We start from the raw sequence: 19,696 nt of genomic DNA, 5'->3' as shown, positions 1-19,696 counted from the left end.
GCAGCAATTGCTCGTGCCAAAGCACGAAAAGCGCAGCAAGCAGGCGAGCCAGCACCTGAGCAAAATCGCGAAGAATTGCAACCAGCAGAAGACGATCCGAAGAAAGCGGCCGTCGCCGCGGCGATTGCTCGTGCCAAAGCGCGTAAAGCTCAACAAGCAGAACAAAAACAAAATACTGAGGAGAACGAGTAATGTCGTTTTTTATTGCGAGCTCACCACACGCCCACAGTCGCAAAAGCACCCCAGATTTAATGAAATGGGTAGCACTATGTGCATTACCCGGATTGTTGGCACAAACCTACTTTTTTGGATGGGGTACATTCGTTCAACTCATTTTGGCGATCACCATCGCGTTATCTTTAGAAGCACTCGTGATGCTATTAAGAAAGCGCCCCCCAATGCGAGCGCTACGCGATCATAGTGCTCTGGTCACCGCTTGGTTACTGGCGGTTGCCATCCCCCCAATGGCACCTTGGTGGATCATCACGATTGGCCTTTTGTTTGCGATCGTCATTGCAAAGCATCTCTACGGCGGCCTAGGGCAAAACCCGTTCAACCCTGCCATGATTGCTTATGTGGTACTGCTGATTTCCTTCCCAGTGCAAATGACCAGTTGGAGCGCTCCGCTACCTCTGATTGAAGCGGGACACGAAGTGGCCAAAGATCCAGTGACATTCGGGGATCTGCTTTCCCTGATCTTTACCGGGCTCACTATCGATGGTTCTTCTCTGCAACAAGTTCGTGCTGGCATCGATGGCATTACCACGGCAACGCCGCTTGATGCTTTCAAAACGGGTCTGCACAGCGGAGCAACATCGTCAGAAATTCTCAGCCAACCTATTTTTGAAGGTTTTGCAGGTGTAGGCTGGCAATGGGTTAACCTTGCCTATTTGGCGGGTGGTCTGATTTTGCTCAAGCAACGCGTTATCCAATGGCATATTCCTGTCGGATTTTTAGGTGCGTTGCTTGTGATGAGCAGCTTTTTCTCCCTATTCTTCCCTGGCGAAACGGCGTCCCCCCTGTTTCATCTCCTTTCCGGAGCGACGATGCTAGGCGCATTCTTTATCGCAACGGATCCCGTATCCGCTTCCACAACAATAAAGGGGCGTATCCTCTTTGGGGCGATCATCGGTTCTCTCGTCTTTATCATACGTAGCTGGGGAGGCTTCCCAGACGGTGTTGCGTTTGCAGTATTATTGGCCAACATGTGTGTACCTTTGATCGATTACTACACCAAACCAAGAACTTACGGGCACTAAAAGGCAGGAAATGAAATGTTAAACGCAATACGTAAAAACGGTTTAACACTAGCAATATTTGCCTGTGCTACCACAGGGCTAGTGGCCATGACCCAGTATTTAACTAAGGACCAAATCACGCTTCAGGAGCAAAAACAGCTCTCTTCGGTCCTTAATCAAGTTATCCCGCAAAGCGCACATGACAATTTATTGTTTGAATCTTGTACTTTGGTGAGCGATTCCGCGCTGGGCTCCGATAAGGCGATGCCAGCCTATATTGCCACACGTAATGGCCAGGCCACCGCCATTGCTATTGAATCCGTAGCACCAGATGGCTACAACGGTGCCATTAAGATCATTACGGGTATCGATGCCAGCGGTACCGTGCTTGGCACGCGCGTACTTAGCCACCAAGAGACACCGGGGTTAGGCGACAAGATCGACCTTAGAGTGACAGATTGGATCACTAGTTTCACCGGAAAACAGTTAAACGATGACAACTATAACAGTTGGAAGGTGCGTAAAGATGGTGGAGAATTTGACCAGTTTACTGGCGCGACCATTACACCTCGTGCGGTTGTTAAAGCGGTGCGCAACACCGTTGAGTTTGTCAACAGCCATCGTGAACAGATTTTGAATCAACCACTTAACTGTGGAGGCCGCTATGAGTGAGCATAAAAAATTACTTAAAAATGGCATGTGGGACAACAACCCTACACTGGTCCAGTTACTTGGTCTGTGTCCGCTACTGGCGGTATCGTCAACCATCACCAACGCACTTGGTCTCGGCATAGCAACATTATTAGTGCTAGTTGGCTCCAACGTCACTGTTTCACTGATTCGTAACTACGTACCAAAAGAAATTCGCATTCCGGTATTCGTTATGATCATTGCTTCACTGGTAACGTGCGTTCAATTACTGATGAACGCCTACGCCTATGGCTTATACCTATCATTAGGCATTTTCATTCCTTTGATTGTGACCAACTGCATCATCATCGGTCGTGCTGAAGCGTACGCGTCAAAAAACGATCCTTTGCCTGCGGCATTAGATGGTTTTTGGATGGGCATGGGTATGACCACTGTGCTTGTCGTTCTCGGCGCAATGCGCGAAATCATCGGTAACGGCACCCTTTTCGATGGCGCAGATCTTCTACTTGGTGAATGGGCGAGCGCGCTGCGAATTCAGGTATTCCAATTTGACAGTAGCTTCCTACTGGCACTGCTACCGCCTGGGGCATTTATTGGTGTCGGCCTGCTCATCGCGTTGAAAAATGTCATCGATACACAGTTAAAAGCTCGCCAACCTAAACAAGAAAAACCCGCGATTGAACGCGCTCGCGTAACTAACGCGTAAGTTACTGTCTAGGCTCATCAAAATACGCACCGCTAGAGTGCCCATGAGCCTAGAACAACTGGAAGTCAGCAATGAATAAAGACAAACGCATACAAATTCTCGAACGATTACGAGAAAACAACCCCAACCCACAAACCGAACTCAATTGGAACTCCCCTTTTGAGCTACTGATAGCGGTTTTGTTATCAGCACAAGCAACGGATGTCAGTGTCAATAAAGCCACCGACAAACTGTTCCCAGTCGCCAACACCCCTCAAGCGATGTTGGATCTTGGGGTGGAAGGTCTCAAAGAGTACATTAAGACCATTGGCCTGTTTAATTCCAAAGCGGAAAACACCATCAAAACGTGTCGCATTCTGCTCGAAAAACACAACGGTGAAGTGCCCGAAGATCGAGCAGCGCTTGAAGCACTGCCCGGGGTTGGGCGCAAAACCGCCAATGTGGTACTCAACACCGCCTTTGGCTGGCCAACCATCGCTGTCGATACCCATATTTACCGCGTTTCCAATCGCACCAAGTTTGCCCCAGGCAAAAACGTGGATGAAGTCGAACAAAAACTTCTCAAAGTCGTACCAAAAGAGTTTAAACTCGATGTCCACCACTGGTTGATTTTGCATGGACGCTACACCTGTATTGCACGTAAGCCTCGCTGTGGCAGTTGCATCATTGAAGACCTGTGCGAATTTAAAGAAAAAGTCTACCCAGAGAATTAATCTCTATCTGTAAGGAGCATAACAATGTCAAACGGTCGTATTCTTCATACTATGTTACGTGTTGGTAACTTAGAAAAATCAATTCAGTTCTACACCGAAGTTATGGGCATGCAATTGCTGCGTACCAATGAAAACAAAGAATATGAGTATACTTTGGCGTTTCTAGGTTACGGCGACGAATCACAAGGCGCAGTCATCGAATTAACTTACAACTGGGGTAAAACGGAGTACGACCTCGGCAGTGCATTTGGTCACATTGCAATTGGCGTCGACGACATTTATGTGACATGCGATGCCATTAAAGCTGCTGGCGGTAATGTCACTCGCGAGCCAGGTCCAGTAAAAGGCGGCACGACCCACATCGCTTTTGTGAAAGATCCTGATGGCTATATGATTGAGTTGATCCAAAACAAACAAGCATCTGCAGGTTTAGAAGGCTAATCGCCACATCAATATGGCGTAATAGAAACGAGGAGGCCAAAGCCTCCTCTTTTGATCTTAATCATGAAACTTTACATGATAATAATTTTCATTTAGATTAATCCCAATTTTGCTAACTGGGATAAGCACATGATCAGTGAATGGGAAAAACACACGTTGCTCGCAGATACCGCGCTACAACTTGACGATCCAATTCGTAGTATTTTGCACTATCAACAAGCCTACAATTTGAGCGAAGACATCATCGCTTCCTCAACGGTAGAAGCCGACGACAAATTACTAATATCCGTGATCTCGTGCCACAACTTGGCACAATTTTGGCGTTGGGCGGGTGACACCGACTATGAGCTAAAATATCTGCAATTGGCCTCAGAAAAAGTGCTGACCTTAATTCCTCAGTGCCCTCACCACCAATGTGAAAGTTTTATCGAGTCTATTGGTTGCTGCAAAAAAGCGTTGTTCGATTTTTTAAAGCGCCACCCAAACCCAAAGATCGCGCAACTGGTGGAAAAGATCGACACTGCGACCCATTGCGAAATCATCGCAAAGTTCAAACTCAACTAAACTTCACTTCGCCCCAGTGAAATGACAACGCGGCGGTTTTTATCTTTACCAATAGGCGTTGCGTTGTCTGCAATTGGGCGGCGTTTACCATAACCTTGAACTTGGATGCGATCTTCCGGCAATCCTAGTGCTTTGAAGTAATCTCTCAACGACTCCGCTCTACGTTCTGATAAGTTTTGGCTCACACTGGTACCATCGGTGGAATCGGTGTAAGTCGACACCAACACCAAATCAATATCAGAGTTGTAGCGCACGTATTCAGCAATCTGCGACAAGCGCTTTTGCGATGCCTTAGTGAGTTTATCGCCATTGCGTTCATAATGAAGAATCGTGAACGAAATATCTTCAAAGCTGTAAGGCAAAAGATTAGCGACACAGTCACTGAATACATTGTATTTCTGTTGGAACAAAACGGCAGACAGCGCGACTTCAATTCTTTGGTCACGGCTTTGCCAATCTTGATAACTAAAGGTCGGATAGCGCCCTTTCTCTAACTCAGACAGAATGCCCCACGCCGTTTGCCCACCGACATAACCATTAAACTGTTGAAAGAACTTAATATTAGTAATACGGTCGGCGTTTTCTCCTGGTCGCCAAGGAGGCGGCATCGAAATCAAACTCACATTGCGCGTTTCGCCCATAGGTCGACGCATTTTTAGCTCAAAATCCAACACGATTTTTTTACTTGCGCGTGAAGAGAATTCCGCATCACCGTAGTTAGGGATCGGATGCACCAAGCGGCATTCCAGCGGTGAATTCATCACCATTTCCCATTGTGATTGCTGCGGGGTGGCAATATAACGCTTCGTCATCGCTGCCGAAGGCAATGATGCAAAGGTAGTTAGTACTAAACCACTGGTTATTAGCCACTTTTTCATTATCACTACTTCTCTTACTCGCTCACAGTTGCATGGCAGACATTTGCCACTACCGGATGAATTCTATCTGACTTACACATTTATGCAAAAACCTCGCCAAATAGGAGCAAAACTTTTGCGGTTTTCTCCTTTTGTAACGTTTTTTTCATAAGGATAATCTGTAATAATGCAGCCTTTGTCACACAAAAATATAGAAACATGACTGTAGAAAACACAGCACTGACCCTGAAAAAACGCTTTCGCGGCTATTTTCCCGTAGTTGTTGACGTAGAAACTGCCGGGTTCAATGCACAAACCGATGCACTACTCGAAATTTGTGCTGTTACCTTGTCCATGGATGAAAACGGTGATCTTCACCCTGCATCGACCATTCACTTTCATGTTGAGCCCTTTGAGGGGGCAAATCTCGAAAAAGAAGCTCTTGAGTTCAACGGCATTCGTGACCCGTTTAGCCCGTTACGTGGCGCCGTGACCGAACAAGAGGCGCTAAAAGAGATCTATAAACTCATCCGTAGAGAACAAAAAGCCGCTGATTGTAGCCGCGCCATTATGGTGGCGCACAACGCAGCGTTTGACTTAAGTTTCGTTAACGCAGCAAATGAGCGCTGCAAACTTAAACGAGTTCCGTTTCATCCTTTTGCCACTTTCGATACCGCAACGCTCAGTGGGTTGGCTTATGGCCAAACTGTACTGGCGAAAGCGTGCAAAACCGCAGGGATGGAATTTGACAATCGAGAGGCCCATTCGGCGCTTTACGATACCGAAAAAACCGCAGAGCTGTTCTGTGGCATCGTCAATAAATGGAAAGCGCTTGGAGGCTGGCCATTAATTGAAGATGAAAACGAAAAATAATAAGTAAACACAACTACCTGAGAAAACTATGAATCCTGTCGTTATATCTGTTTGCGTCATGCTAGTTTTAGCTTTGATGCGAGTGAACGTGGTGGTCGCCCTCACGTTCAGTGCCGTCGTTGGTGGCCTTGTTGCTGGAATGGGCCTAGGCGATACCATCGCTGCGTTTGAAAGTGGCCTTGGTGGCGGTGCAACCATCGCTCTGAGTTACGCCATGTTGGGCACCTTCGCAGTTGCTATTTCGAAATCGGGCATTACTGACCTGCTTGCCAGAAGCGTTATTAAGCGCCTTAACGGCAAAGAAAGTGACGCTTCAACCACCGGCTTAAAATACGCGGTTTTGGTAGCGCTCGTACTGGTGACCATGTCATCGCAAAACGTCATTCCTGTCCATATCGCCTTTATCCCAATTTTAATTCCACCTCTATTGGGCGTATTTGCAAAACTCAAACTCGATCGTCGATTGGTCGCGTGTGTGCTGACATTTGGCCTGATCACGCCATACATGGTCTTGCCTGTCGGCTTTGGCGGTATTTTCCTTAATAACATCCTATTGAAAAACCTGCACGATAACGGTTTAGAGAGCGTTGTCGCCAGCCAAGTACCGACCGCAATGCTCCTACCCGGCGCGGGAATGGTGTTTGGTCTTTTGACTGCTATTTTCTTTAGCTACCGTAAACCTCGCGAATACCGTGAAACCGACCTGACCGTCGTGCATGAAGCAAGCGAAGGCATCAACAAGAAACACATTCTGGTAGCCGCCCTAGGTATCATCGCAGCTCTCAGTGTTCAGCTATACACGGGTTCAATGATCATTGGTGCACTGGCCGGCTTTATGGTCTTCACCTTTGGTGGTGTCATTGCTTGGAAAGAAACTCATGATGTGTTCACTAAAGGTGTTCACATGATGGCAATGATCGGCTTCATCATGATCGCCGCCGCTGGCTTTGCTGCGGTAATGAAACAAACGGGTGGCGTTGAAACACTGGTACAATCGCTTTCAACCAGCATCGGCGACAACAAAGGCCTTGCCGCTCTTCTTATGCTTGTGGTCGGTCTGCTTGTCACGATGGGGATTGGTTCTTCTTTCTCAACCATTCCAATCTTAGCAACTATTTACGTTCCGCTTTCCATTGCTTTTGGTTTTTCACCGATGGCAACCATTGCTCTTGTGGGTACAGCTGCGGCTCTTGGTGACGCAGGTTCACCTGCTTCTGATTCAACGTTAGGCCCAACTTCCGGTCTGAATGCCGACGGACAACACGAGCACATTTGGGAAACGGTTGTTCCAACCTTTATCCACTACAATATCCCGCTCATTATTTTTGGTTGGATCGCGGCCATGGTGCTGTAAGCGCCTAAGACGTTGCATGATCGACAATCAAAAAAAAGCCGCTCCGTTGAGCGGCTTTCTCTTTCAATAAACAGGGCGATCTTTTTCAGCCTGTCTCGCTGACCTATTCCATCACGCTATTTTTTTACACTATTGAGCGGGCATATTCTCGACAATGCGCTCACGGATCAACTTCAACGTCGGCTCCGTGGAGAGGTAATCGATCTCGATTGGAAAATACGCATCGTCAATTTGCAACACCAAACTTGGGTAAGCGTTGACGCCTAAGCTTCGAGCCAAACTCAGTTGGTCTTCAAAGACGCCTTCCAATAAACGCCCTGTCACATCGTTTTCAAACTGTTGAACATTGAGTCCAATTTCTTGCGCAAGCTGGCGATGTGTCGCTTCATCATGTGGCGGCATGGCGCGCAAATAATACGCGTGCTGAATCGCTTCTAGCATTTGCTCATAAGAATCTTGAAAACCTGCCGCGATCACCGCACGACACGCCTGATAGGTACTACGAACCGGAGTACAACGAGTCCAAAACTCATAATTAAATTGAGTGCCTAGACGCTGTTCAATTTGATGCCAAATGCTTTCAATTTTTTGCTGCATTTCAGGTGACATAGGCAATGTTGAATCTGGCGCGAGGCCGCCAACCACATACTCAAACTGAATGACTCCAGGTAACTGTTGCTTCAATTTTTCCAAGGTAGGTTTGTATCCCCAGCACCAGCTGCACATAGGATCATGGACGTAATATAGTTTGATTTTCATGGTAGTAACTCAAAAACAAAAAGGAGCCAAACAGCTCCTTCGTATTCTATCTTCGTTTGACGATAACCACTACCGAAACTCTTTCAAGCGCCATAGTGGTTGGCCAAATTATTCCGCGTCGTTGCCCGCTGCGCGTGCTGCCGCTTCTTTGATCAATGGTTGAAGTTCGCCTTTTTGGAACATCTCAATAACGATATCACAACCGCCAATCAACTCACCTTCAACCCATAGTTGTGGGAAAGTTGGCCACTCCGCGTATTTTGGCAATTCTGCGCGAATATCTGGGTTTTGTAGAATGTCTACATAAGCAAATTTTTCGCCACACGCCATCAATGCCTGAGCTGCTTGAGAAGAAAAACCACAGCTTGGTAGCTTTGGAGAACCTTTCATGTAGAGAAGGATTGGGTTTTCTGCGATTTGTTGTTTGATTTTGTCGATAGTTTCCATTGCTTCCTCGTTCACGGAATGACTGCAAATTTTTCGCACATTCTACCTTATTAGTGCAGAATAAAAAGCACATAAAATTAAGGGCTATTACCCGCACTAGATCCGCATTAGAATGACAAAGAAATTTCATATCAAAAAGCGGATTTTTCCTTTTAATAAAGTAAAAACTTGCTAAACTATAGCGCAAGTCAGTCATATTGACAGTCGATTCGTTGGTGAGTCATCAAACGGGTTGATTTAATTATAAATTCACTGGAAGCAACCGAAGGTAATCCCTTCATATAAATGGAGAATCGAGCAATGGCATTTGAACTACCAGCTCTTCCTTACGCAAAAGACGCGCTTGAGCCACACATCTCTGCAGAAACTCTTGAGTTCCACCACGGCAAACACCACAACACTTACGTTGTGAAACTAAACGGCCTAATTCCTGGTACTGAATTCGAAGGTAAAACTCTAGAAGAGATCATCAAGACTTCTACTGGCGGTATCTTCAACAACGCAGCACAAGTATGGAACCACACTTTCTACTGGCACTGCCTTGCTCCAAACGCAGGCGGCGAACCAACAGGTGCAGTTGCAGAAGCGATCAACGCAGCGTTCGGTTCATTCGAAGAATTCAAAGCAAAATTCACAGATTCAGCAATCAACAACTTTGGTTCATCTTGGACTTGGTTGGTGAAGAAAGCTGACGGCTCTCTAGCAATCGTTAATACTTCAAATGCGGCAACACCAATCACTGAAGAAGGCGTAACACCACTACTGACTGTAGACCTATGGGAACACGCTTACTACATCGATTACCGCAACCTACGTCCAGACTACATGAACGGTTTCTGGGCACTGGTTAACTGGGATTTCGTTGCAGAGAACCTAGCGAAATAATTTTCGCCCCTTAAGTTCCAATTTAGTCATACTTGAAAGCCCGCATTCGCGGGCTTTTTGTTTATTTTCCCTAAAGTTATCTGCCGACGTGCCGCTAATAAAGCATCACACGGAGAGCCGCATGCAGATACACACATTAGACAAAGCAAGCATCATTAACGAGCTGAGCTTCGGCAATGGCATTAGCCAAGCCGTTCAGCAAGGACGTCGTGCCGACTTTGCACTGCTGCTTTCGATGTTTTCTGAAGACGCTCGTCACATCACTCCCGTAGAACAAATTGAAACGCAGGAAATGACGGATGCCGTGTTGCGTAAGCAATTTGGTTTGTCCGAACCTCAAAAATTAAGAAGCGATCAATCGAGCTACGCGATTTCTGCAGAACAAGCGAAACAGTTCCACAATGCAGGGCTTCCTTCAGCCAAACTGAGCCACTATCTCAGTGCAGAGCCACTGGCTTATATGCCAGAAGAGACGTTTGATCTACCAGAAGAGGTTTATCAAAACCTTTCTGGGCACGAGCGAGCAAAACTCGCAACCCCTGAAGTTAAATTGCTACCAGAAGCTGGGTTGTACAACCACCTATCCACTGCACTGGTCAAAGCAAAATTTGCCGCCTACGCGTAACACGCTGTTTATCGTTGTATTTGCTGGCATGGCACGGATCAACTTTGCTAGACGCTATGCGACAATTTTTCATCCCTCAGAACACCAAACTGTGACTGTTTACAAATATCTCATCATCTCTTTTGCACGATTAACCGTTGTTTGAAGTTATTCACACAGCGTACCCAATTTCTCACCCAAGATGAAAGTACGGTCTGAATGCTTGAGGGAGAGCAACGAGATGGATATCAAGAACGCTTTGATTTTAGTGACGAGTGCGGGCTCATTATTGGGCAGAACCGTGGCAGCGCACTTTGCGCGTCTCGGTGCCATTGTTATTCTCTGCGACCAGGACCAAACTTCATTGAGTGAGACACACAAAGAGCTCTATGCCGTCACTCAAGATGTTTATCCGATCACTTTGCAAGACTACAGCCAATCTTCCATTCAATCCTTGTTTGACCACATTCAGGCACAGTTTAACCGCGTCCCCAATGTACTCGTGAACTGTTGGACCAGCTCTCCTCTGCCACTTTTGAATACTGAAGCAACCTCAGAAGGCTTCATAGAAAAGCTATCAAGTACCGCTGGCGCACTATACGGCTATGTGCAAGTGTGCGCGGAACGAATGCGACGCACAGAAACGAAAGGCGTGATCGTCAATGTTATTTCGCACGATGATCATCTAAATTTTACCGGTGTTGAGAGTGTTACTTCCCTCGTTTCGGGTTTTACTCACAGTTGGGCAAAAGAGCTCACCCCTTTTAATATTCGCGTTGGTGGTGTGATTCCATCGGTATCACACCATCACGGACAGATAGACGCGACACATTGGGCTCAAGTGCAGGATGAACTCATTCGCAACGCTGAGTACATCGTGGCGAATGAGTATTTCAGTGGCAGAGTGGTGACCACCGAAATCTAACCGAACTCAAAAAATCAAACTGATAAAAAAAGCCCCGGTCTTTCGACTGGGGCTTTGATCTTTTTCCCGATTTTTTTAGGTTTCGTGCTAGCGAAAACCTACCTCATTCCTGAGTCTTACTTCTTGCTGACACTTAGTGACTAAGTATCAGACTTATTTTTTCGCTTTTGGCGCTACTTGGTCTGCTTTCTTCTTGATTACAGTCGTACCTTCGAAAGTTTCACCTTCAACGAAAGCTTTACCGTAGTAAGAAGCCAGTAGAACTTCTTTTAGCTCAGCGATTAGTGGGTAGCGTGGGTTCGCACCAGTACATTGGTCATCGAACGCTTCTACTGCTAGTTCATCAACTTTCGCTAGGAAGTCAGCTTCAGCAACACCTGCCGATTGGATAGACATTGGAATGTCTAGGTTGCCTTTTAGCTCATCCAACCATGCTAGTAGACGTTCAATCTTCTGAGCAGTGCGGTCACCAGCTTGGCTTAGGCCTAGGTGGTCAGCAACTTCAGCGTAACGACGACGTGCTTGTGGACGGTCGTATTGAGAGAACGCAGTTTGCTTAGTTGGGTTATCGTTCGCGTTGTAACGTACCACGTTAGAGATAAGTAGAGCGTTCGCCAAACCGTGTGGTAGGTGGAACTCTGCACCGATCTTGTGCGCCATAGAGTGACATACACCTAGGAACGCGTTCGCGAATGCGATACCAGCGATGGTCGCTGCGTTGTGTACTTTCTCACGAGCGATTGGGTCTTTTGCACCGTTCGCGTAGCTTGATGGTAGGTACTCTTTTAGCATCTTAAGAGCTTGTAGAGCTTGACCGTCTGAGTATTCGTTCGCAAGAACAGATACGTAAGCTTCTAGAGCGTGAGTCACTGCATCGTAACCACCGAATGCGGTTAGAGACTTAGGCATGTTCATCACTAGGTTCGCATCTACGATTGCCATTTGAGGAGTCAATTCGTAGTCTGCTAGTGGGTACTTAGCACCAGTCTTGTCGTCAGTAACAACCGCGAATGGGGTTACTTCTGAACCTGTACCTGAAGTGGTAGTGATACATACAAGCTCAGCTTTTTGACCCATTTTAGGGAACTTGTAGATACGTTTACGGATATCCATAAAGCGCATTGCAAGTTCTTCGAAGTGAGTTTCTGGGTGCTCGTACATTACCCACATGATCTTCGCAGCATCCATTGGTGAACCACCACCTAGCGCTAGAATCACATCAGGTTGGAAGCTTTGCATTGCTGCTGCGCCTTTCTCTACAACAGATAGCGTTGGGTCAGCTTCAACATCAAAGAATGTTTGAACTTCCATGCCTTGTGCTTTAAGCAATTGTACTACGTCATCTGCGTAACCGTTGTTGAATAGGAAACGGTCAGTAACTAGGAATGCGCGTTTCTTACCTTCTAGGTCGCTTAGTGCGATTGGAAGGCTACCACGACGGAAGTAGATTGACTTAGGTAGTTTGTGCCACAACATGTTTTCAGCTCGCTTCGCAACAGTTTTCTTGTTGATTAGGTGCTTAGGACCTACGTTCTCAGAGATAGAGTTACCACCCCATGAACCACAACCAAGAGTTAGAGATGGTGCAACGTTAAAGTTGTAAAGGTCACCGATACCACCGTGAGTAGTTGGGATGTTTACAAGGATACGTGCAGTCTTCATCTTGTCACCGAAGTAACGGATACGGTCTGCGTTTACGTCTTGGTTAGTGTATAGGCCAGATGTGTGACCGATACCACCGATTTCAACCATAGTTACCGCTTGAGCAACTGCGTCTTCGAAGTTGTCTGCGCGGAATAGACCTAGAGTTGGAGATAGTTTCTCGTGAGCAAATGCGTCATCGTATGACACTTTACCAAGACCTTCACCAACAAGAACTTTAGTGTCAGCTGGAACTTTAACGCCTGCCATTTCAGCGATTGCTGGCGCTGGCTGACCTACGATTTTCGCGTTTAGGTTACCGTCGATTAGCAGAACTTTACGAACTTTGTCCGCTTCAGCTTTGTTTAGAACGTAAGCTTTGTGAGAAGCAAAACGCGCTTTCACTTCGTCGTATACAGAGTCAACAACGATTGCAGCCTGCTCAGAAGCACATACTACGCCGTTGTCGAATGTTTTAGACATTAGGATAGACGCTACAGCACGTTTGATGTCTGCTGTTTCATCGATAACAACTGGAACGTTACCTGCACCTACACCGATTGCTGGTTTACCTGAAGAGTAAGCTGCTTTAACCATGCCTGGACCACCAGTTGCAAGGATAAGAGCGATACCATCGTGCTTCATAAGAGCGTTAGAAAGCTCAACTGAAGGTTGGTCGATCCAACCGATGATGTCTTTTGGTGCGCCTGCTGCAACTGCTGCGTCTAGTACTAGTTTCGCTGCGTCGTTAGTTGAGTTTTTCGCACGTGGGTGTGGTGAGAAGATAATACCATTACGAGTCTTCAGAGAGATTAGAGACTTGAAGATCGCTGTTGATGTTGGGTTAGTAGTTGGAACGATACCGCAGATGATACCTACAGGCTCAGCAATAGTCATTGTGCCTAGATTGTCGTCTTCTTCAAGAACACCACAAGTTTTCTCATCTTTGTATTTGTTGTAAATGAACTCAGATGCGAAGTGGTTCTTGATTACTTTATCTTCAACAATACCCATACCAGACTCAGCAACCGCTTGTTGTGCTAGCGGGATACGAGCTTGGTTAGCTGCTAAAGATGCTGCGCGGAAAATTTTATCTACTTGCTCTTGAGAGTAAGTAGCAAATTCAGCTTGAGCCGCTTTTACGCGTTCTACTAGAGCATCTAGTTCAGCCAAGTTAGTTACAGGCATAGGGAATCTCCTAAAATTAACAAATATTAAAAACTTTTTAGTAAGGCTACTTGTCTATCGTTTTTACTGTTTATCAGTAAGTTACTTAACAACCGACTTAGTAAATTGCTTTCAGGGCTGAGTATAATATTTCAGAGTATGAAAAAAATTGACTTGGATCAGATCCCACACTTTAAATACCCCGAAAGTGGTGCTTCAGCACAACGAAAACCGCTAATTCATTGATAAACAAATAAATTAAAAGCCACATTTGGTTGAGCAAAAAAGAAGCAAACGAACCAAAAGGTCAAATTAACAACAAAACCTTGTAAAAAAGTTTCATCATAAATCTACAAAATTACATAAAATTACATGTAGACGAGAAATTCTGTGCTACTGAGAGTATATCCAAATGGTTAACTCGCTAAAGAAGAGTGCTGGGTTTTTATCAAAAATGTGCGAATGTTAACGTTTATGTAAATTAATTGGATGCTTGCGAAGAATTATACACAACAAAGTGTGACAAATTATTTTACAACTCTTTCAATGATTAGTTTTTCTCAGCAATCAAACAGCTCACACGTTAGTTTTTTTCATTCGTGAAGTCGCGCAATATCGACTATATTTCGCCAACAATCTGTTCTCCTATCTTTCGTGTGGTTTCTCTAATGCAAACGTTCGAAGTCGCTATCTTTTTGCAGTTTTTCTTAGGCTTAGTGGCCGCAGTAAACCCTGTGGGCATCATGCCGGTATTTGTGTCGCTTACAGGCCACATGACACCGGAAGAAAAATACAAAACCGCACTAACCGCCAATGTCGCAGTTGCGATTATTCTGACCGTTTCATTGCTAGCGGGTCAGATGCTACTCGATATGTTTAGCATTTCTCTCGATTCCTTCCGCGTTGCCGGTGGTTTGCTACTACTTAGCATCGCCTTTTCGATGATGAGCGGTAAGTTGGGTGAAGATAAACAAAACAAACAAGAGCAATCGGAATACGTGAGTCGCGAACAAATTGGTGTTGTGCCTTTGGCAATGCCTTTAATGGCGGGTCCTGGTGCGATTAGCTCGACCATCGTTTATGGTTCTCGCTACCCAAGCATGTTCGATACCATGGGTATTGTGATCACCATTGTTGCCTTTAGCTTTTGCTCATGGCTGCTATTTCGCTCAGCGCCAATTATCGTTCGCTTTTTAGGACAAACAGGCATCAACGTGATCACCCGTATTATGGGTCTGATCTTGGGTGCACTCGGCATCGAGTTCATCGCCAATGGCCTGCGTAATCTCTTCCCCGGATTAGCCTGATTCCCGAAATAAAGGTATGATGTTGCAACGTTTCCACTATGTCGCAACATCATGTCACGCCAGTCACTCAAGCATCATCTATACGTTATAATTTTCGGTACGCACACGCCTGCAGGCAGAGCCTTTGATATTGGCTTGATTGTCGCGATTTTGACCTCGCTGCTGGTGCTTTTACTTGAATCTATCCCATCGATTCGCGCTCAGTGGGCCAGCGAACTCAAATATCTTGAGTATGGTTTTACCGCTCTATTTACGCTCGAGTATTTGCTGCGTTTATATTGCTCGCCAAAACCTGCCGCCTACGCACGCAGTTTTTATGGTGTGGTGGACTTACTGGCGATACTGCCGACCTATCTTGCCTTCTTGTTCCCTTCAGCGGCTTTTATGGGCGTAATTCGACTGCTGCGTGTGATGCGTATCTTCCGTATTCTGAAACTCGTTCGTTATTTGCAAGACTCAAACTTGCTGATGCGCTCCTTGCTGATGGCTCGAAGAAAAATACTGATATTTTTCAGTGCCGTGGCCATTTTGGTGACCATATTTGGCTCTCTGATCTACGTGATTGAAGGTCCGCACAATGGCTTTACCAGTATTCCAAAAAGTATCTACTGGGCCATTGTGACCATTACGACCGTGGGCTATGGTGACCTCGTGCCACAAACCGATTTAGGTAAAGCCATCGCGTCGCTGACAATGTTACTCGGTTACTCTATTTTGGCGGTGCCAACGGGGATCATTACCGCCGAACTCAACCAAGAGATGAACTCACACCGACAATTGGTCAAGTGCCCCAACTGCTCACGTGCTGGACATGAATCCGATGCACTATTTTGCAAACACTGCGGCAGTGAACTGGCGGATCCCGATAAACGTGTGGTTGCCGTACAAAGCACAGAATCCGACAAAAAATAAGCGCTCGTGTGAGCGCTTGATTGCCTTGTTGAATGAGCCGTAGCGGGTTCAACATCCGTCTGTGATGGTTTCCACTGCGAAGTCCGCCCCCGGTTCCATCGCTGCGGTGTATTTGACGTAGCAACGGCTCTCTTCGATGGCTTTATTGAAATCCACAATGTTGCCATCTGCCAACCATTGTGACTGCGTGATGATCCACCAATCGGGATCTGAGGCTGAGCCATTATTGTGTGCAGCCCAAACCCATTCACGTTCTAAATCATGGTACCCCGTGTCAATTTGTAAGAAGCTTTCCATTCCACCACGCGAGACACTCGGATAACCATATTGCACAATCCCGTAATTCGGCACGTGATAGGATTCAAGCTCTTCCATCCCTTCCACAGCGGTTTTTCCATACGCCATCTCAGCGGCATTCGTCACGGCGCCAGCTAAACCTTCGACGACGGAACGCCGTGCATCAGATTGTAAATTCAGGAATCTTGGCGCAGCGATCACCGCTAACACGGCGACAAGCACAATCACCACGATTAATTCTATTAGCGTAAAACCTCGAAATTTCTTATACATACAGAACACCACTCTCAAAACCCACGCTAAATTAGGTCATCAATGTCAACGAACTGTCATTGAACAAACAAAAAAAGCGCCAACAAGGCGCTTTTTAGAATGATGTCTCATATTTGAGTTATTGCTTCTCAGCAAGAATGATTCTTAGCGTACGACGCAAAGGTTCTGCCGCACCCCAAAGAAGCTGGTCACCCACGGTGAATGCGTTAAGGAAATCATCACCCATCGACATTTTGCGTAAACGGCCAACAGGAATTGAAAGCGTTCCTGTTACTTTAGCTGGCGTTAGCTCTTGCGCGGTAATGTCACGCTCGTTTGGAATCACTTTCACCCACTCATTGTCACTCGCAATGATCTCTTCGATTTCATCAAGAGGTACATTTTGCTTAAGCTTGATAGTCAGCGCTTGTGAATGACAACGCATTGCACCGATACGAACACAAGTGCCATCGATTGGAATTGGAGAGTTTTGTAAACCAAGGATCTTGTTCGCTTCTACGCCACCTTTCCATTCTTCTTTGCTTTGACCGTTTTCACGTTTCACGTCGATCCATGGAATCAATGAGCCAGCCAGAGGCGCACCAAAGTTGTCAACTGGGAACGAGCTGCTGCGCATCGTTTCCGCAACCTTACGATCGATATCAAGAATAGAGCTTGATGGGTTTGCCAGTTCTGAGCTTACTGCATCATTGATCACACCCATCTGAGAAATCAGTTCACGCATGTTCTGCGCGCCCGCACCAGAAGCCGCTTGGTAAGTCATCGCGCTCATCCACTCAACCATACCTTGTTTGTATAGTCCACCTAACGCCATCAACATTAGAGAAACGGTACAGTTACCACCAACAAAGGTGTTTGTGCCACTATGGATGCCTTGCTGAATTTGAGCTAGGTTAACTGGGTCAAGAGTGATAATCGAATCTGGAGCCATACGCAGCGTAGATGCCGCATCGATCCAGTAGCCTTTCCAACCCGCTTCGCGCAGTGCTGGGTATACCTTTTCTGTATAACCACCACCTTGACAAGTGATGACTGCGTCGAGCTGTTTCAACGCGTCAATATTGAATGCATCTTGTAGTAAACCAGCATCTTTACCAAAATTTGGCGCTGGAATACCAATTTGAGAGGTACTGAAAAAGACTGGTTCAATCAGATCAAAGTCTTTTTCTTCAACCATGCGCTGCATCAGCACCGAGCCAACCATGCCACGCCAACCAACTAAACCCACTCTCATCACATTAACTCTCCGTGTATTCAAATAACAAAATAAAGTTGCATTAATAGTTCTATTTTCTAGGCAAAATCTCAAGCACTAATTGACGAAAACGTCCAACTTTTTCGTTTTGATTTGTTAAGGTCGCAAAACTTTATGATTTAGCTTTGGTAAGAGCTCTGACCGAGCTGGATTTCCTAACCAGCCTCTGCATTCACATATGAAGCACATTTATTTCACATCACACAACACTTAAAACTAATTATTTTAAACTTTAGTAGTTTATTATTTCACAAAATACGTATTACACCGATCTACATCAAAACAAACGACTAAATAAATCGAATTATCCACTACGTTAATGTAATGTAAGCATCCTAAACATACGGGGGCGTAATCCCTCTAACGCTCCGACATTTATCAGAGGAATATATGAAGCAGGAAATTACTCGCTTACCAAGTCTTCCCCAAGTGCTTATTTCACTGGGATTGTTTTTACTTTTGGCTTTTTCGTTTACCGCGAAATTAGATCTACCTATTCAGCTAGCACTTTATATCGGCTGGTTCATTATTATGGTGTTGGGCTTACGTCTAGGTCATCAGTATAAAGACCTGGAAAAAGCGGCATTAAACGGAATTTCGAATGGTTTGGGTGCTGTTCTTATTCTATTAGCCGTTGGCGCATTGGTTGGTACCTGGATCTCCGGCGGTATCGTACCCACTATTATTTACTATGGTCTGAAGGCAATACATCCTTCTATCTTCCTTTTAGCCACTATGATCATTTGCTCCCTAACAGCTCTTGCAACAGGCACCTCTTGGGGCGCAGCAGGTACCGCAGGTATCGCAATGATGGGGATTGGCCAAGGTCTTGGCGTACCAGCACCGATCACAGCAGGTGCGGTACTATCAGGCTGTTACTTCGGTGACAAAATGTCTCCGCTTTCAGATTCAGTGATCCTTGCTTCTTCAATGTCGAACGTGGAAGTCATGGAGCACATCAAAGGCATGCTGCCGATCGCTCTGATCAGCTACATCATTACCGGCATTATGTTCACGGCATTTGGCTTCCATTACGCAGGTAATGTTGACATGAGCCAAGTAGAATCTGTGATTAAAGCGATGGATCAGCAGTTCTACATCACGCCTTACTCGTTTGTTCCCGTGATCATCGTATTGGCGCTGCTTGCCATGCGTATGCCTTCATTCCCTGTCATCAGCTTTGGCTCTCTACTGGGTATTATTTGGGCAGTCATGATCCAAGATGTGGATTTCCTAACCGCGTTCAATACTGCTTGGGCACCGTTTGCGATTTCTTCAGGCGTCGATTTCATTGATTCCATCCTAAACCGTGGTGGCATGTCCTCCATGTTGGGCTCAGTTGCTGTTATTGTGTTTGGTCTTGGTTTTGGTGGTCTGCTGGATAAAGTTGGCGTGCTAGAAACCATCGCGAAACTGTTTGAACGCCGCGTGCAAAATGCCGGTTCTCTCGCAACCAGCACGATTGGTACAGCGTTTATGGGTAACGTGTTCGGTTCAGCGATGTACGTTTCTCTTATCCTAACGCCAAAGATTTGTGCGAAAAACTACGACCGCCTAGGTTACAAACGTAAGAACCTGTCACGAAATGCCGAGTTCGGCGGCACGCTAACATCCGGTATGGTGCCTTGGAGTGACAACGGTATTTACATGGCGAGTATTCTTGGTGTCGCTACCCTGTCGTATGCACCGTTCATGTGGTTGAGCTTTGTTTGTATCGCAGTGACGATTTTCACCTCCTACATGGGTTGGTTTGTCGACAAGTGCGAGCCAACCGCGCAAGCGAGCGAAGACGAAACACTGGCAGAGACAAGACAACAAACCGCTTGA

20 protein-coding genes and 1 pseudogene are annotated in these 19,696 nt (G+C 46.0%); 15 read left to right on the top strand and 6 right to left on the bottom strand.

What is annotated here, in order from left to right; genetic code table 11:
- From CIK04_RS19540 to CIK04_RS19510, 7 genes and pseudogenes are all read left to right on the top strand, one after another.
- Positions 1–192: pseudogene (locus CIK04_RS19540) on the top strand (electron transporter RnfC); the annotation flags it as partial.
- Positions 192–1,259, top strand: coding sequence for an electron transport complex subunit RsxD (rsxD, locus tag CIK04_RS19535; RefSeq protein WP_017428867.1), 1,068 nt, complete (start codon positions 192–194; stop codon positions 1,257–1,259). The pseudogene CIK04_RS19540 and the gene rsxD, both read left to right, overlap by 1 nt.
- A gap of 15 nt (positions 1,260–1,274) precedes the next feature.
- Entirely contained in the window at positions 1,275–1,910 is a 636-nt protein-coding gene (gene rsxG, locus CIK04_RS19530) for an electron transport complex subunit RsxG (protein ID WP_017428866.1), read from the top strand.
- Entirely contained in the window at positions 1,903–2,595 is a 693-nt protein-coding gene (locus CIK04_RS19525) for an electron transport complex subunit E (RefSeq protein WP_097352864.1), read from the top strand. Before rsxG ends, CIK04_RS19525 begins: the two co-directional genes overlap by 8 nt.
- 71 nt (positions 2,596–2,666) lie before the next feature.
- Positions 2,667–3,308 (top strand): endonuclease III, encoded by a 642-nt coding sequence (gene nth / locus CIK04_RS19520; RefSeq protein WP_017428864.1) that lies wholly within the window; start codon positions 2,667–2,669, stop codon positions 3,306–3,308.
- A gap of 24 nt (positions 3,309–3,332) precedes the next feature.
- The gene (gene gloA / locus CIK04_RS19515; RefSeq protein WP_017428863.1) at positions 3,333–3,749 is read left to right on the top strand and encodes a lactoylglutathione lyase; all 417 of its coding nucleotides are present in this window, start codon (positions 3,333–3,335) and stop codon (positions 3,747–3,749) included.
- 129 nt (positions 3,750–3,878) lie between these two features.
- On the top strand, positions 3,879–4,313 hold the full coding sequence (locus tag CIK04_RS19510) for a DUF2753 domain-containing protein (protein ID WP_011080903.1): 435 nt from the start codon (positions 3,879–3,881) through the stop codon (positions 4,311–4,313).
- Here the strand turns inward: CIK04_RS19510 and CIK04_RS19505 are convergent.
- Positions 4,310–5,191 carry an OmpA family protein gene (locus CIK04_RS19505; RefSeq protein ID WP_026050796.1) on the bottom strand — a complete coding sequence of 294 codons (882 nt, stop codon included), beginning with the start codon at positions 5,189–5,191 and terminating at the stop codon, positions 4,310–4,312. The genes CIK04_RS19510 and CIK04_RS19505 overlap by 4 nt on opposite strands.
- A 198-nt stretch (positions 5,192–5,389) precedes the next feature.
- Between CIK04_RS19505 and rnt the strand changes: the two genes are divergently transcribed.
- On the top strand, positions 5,390–6,043 hold the full coding sequence (gene rnt, locus CIK04_RS19500) for a ribonuclease T (protein WP_011149902.1): 654 nt from the start codon (positions 5,390–5,392) through the stop codon (positions 6,041–6,043).
- Between the two features lie 28 nt (positions 6,044–6,071).
- The gene (locus CIK04_RS19495) at positions 6,072–7,397 is read left to right on the top strand and encodes a Na+/H+ antiporter family protein (protein WP_097352863.1); all 1,326 of its coding nucleotides are present in this window, start codon (positions 6,072–6,074) and stop codon (positions 7,395–7,397) included.
- A 129-nt stretch (positions 7,398–7,526) separates the two neighbouring features.
- Here CIK04_RS19495 and CIK04_RS19490 read toward each other — a convergent pair whose 3' ends face one another.
- A complete protein-coding gene (locus tag CIK04_RS19490; RefSeq protein ID WP_017790700.1) occupies positions 7,527–8,156 on the bottom strand; it encodes a DsbA family protein in 630 nt (209 codons plus the stop codon).
- 108 nt (positions 8,157–8,264) lie between these two features.
- Complete coding sequence (locus CIK04_RS19485; protein ID WP_013572123.1) at positions 8,265–8,603, bottom strand: Grx4 family monothiol glutaredoxin; 339 nt, start codon at positions 8,601–8,603, stop codon at positions 8,265–8,267.
- Between the two features lie 300 nt (positions 8,604–8,903).
- On the opposite strand from CIK04_RS19485, the gene sodB reads away from it, so the two are divergent.
- The 3 genes from sodB to CIK04_RS19470 all read left to right on the top strand — a co-directional run bounded on the left by sodB (position 8,904) and on the right by CIK04_RS19470 (position 11,017).
- Complete coding sequence (gene sodB, locus CIK04_RS19480; protein WP_013572124.1) at positions 8,904–9,488, top strand: superoxide dismutase [Fe]; 585 nt, start codon at positions 8,904–8,906, stop codon at positions 9,486–9,488.
- A 121-nt stretch (positions 9,489–9,609) separates the two neighbouring features.
- Positions 9,610–10,113, top strand: a complete 504-nt coding sequence (locus CIK04_RS19475; protein WP_026050795.1) for a VC2046/SO_2500 family protein — start codon at positions 9,610–9,612, stop codon at positions 10,111–10,113.
- Positions 10,114–10,333: 220 nt separating this feature from the next.
- On the top strand, positions 10,334–11,017 hold the full coding sequence (locus CIK04_RS19470; RefSeq protein ID WP_176463382.1) for an SDR family oxidoreductase: 684 nt from the start codon (positions 10,334–10,336) through the stop codon (positions 11,015–11,017).
- Positions 11,018–11,170: 153 nt separating this feature from the next.
- On the opposite strand, the gene adhE is transcribed toward CIK04_RS19470, so the two are convergent.
- A complete protein-coding gene (gene adhE, locus CIK04_RS19465; RefSeq protein ID WP_097352861.1) occupies positions 11,171–13,846 on the bottom strand; it encodes a bifunctional acetaldehyde-CoA/alcohol dehydrogenase in 2,676 nt (891 codons plus the stop codon).
- 647 nt (positions 13,847–14,493) lie between these two features.
- Between adhE and CIK04_RS19460 the strand changes: the two genes are divergently transcribed.
- The gene (locus CIK04_RS19460) at positions 14,494–15,132 is read left to right on the top strand and encodes a YchE family NAAT transporter (protein WP_011080913.1); all 639 of its coding nucleotides are present in this window, start codon (positions 14,494–14,496) and stop codon (positions 15,130–15,132) included.
- Positions 15,133–15,183: 51 nt separating this feature from the next.
- Positions 15,184–16,044 carry an ion transporter gene (locus tag CIK04_RS19455; RefSeq protein WP_097352860.1) on the top strand — a complete coding sequence of 287 codons (861 nt, stop codon included), beginning with the start codon at positions 15,184–15,186 and terminating at the stop codon, positions 16,042–16,044.
- 48 nt (positions 16,045–16,092) lie between these two features.
- Here the strand turns inward: CIK04_RS19455 and CIK04_RS19450 are convergent, their stop codons facing one another.
- Together CIK04_RS19450 and asd are read right to left on the bottom strand one after the other, a co-directional pair.
- Entirely contained in the window at positions 16,093–16,614 is a 522-nt protein-coding gene (locus CIK04_RS19450; RefSeq protein ID WP_176463381.1) for a prepilin-type N-terminal cleavage/methylation domain-containing protein, read from the bottom strand.
- Positions 16,615–16,732: 118 nt separating this feature from the next.
- Positions 16,733–17,848 carry an aspartate-semialdehyde dehydrogenase gene (asd, locus tag CIK04_RS19445; RefSeq protein ID WP_026050792.1) on the bottom strand — a complete coding sequence of 372 codons (1,116 nt, stop codon included), beginning with the start codon at positions 17,846–17,848 and terminating at the stop codon, positions 16,733–16,735.
- Between the two features lie 411 nt (positions 17,849–18,259).
- Here asd and nhaC point away from each other — a divergent pair, with 411 nt between their 5' ends.
- Complete coding sequence (gene nhaC, locus CIK04_RS19440) at positions 18,260–19,696, top strand: Na+/H+ antiporter NhaC (RefSeq protein ID WP_013572127.1); 1,437 nt, start codon at positions 18,260–18,262, stop codon at positions 19,694–19,696.

It is taken from the genome of Vibrio sp. 03_296 (assembly GCF_002265885.1).
This window is presented reverse-complemented; position numbering and strand designations above follow the sequence as displayed.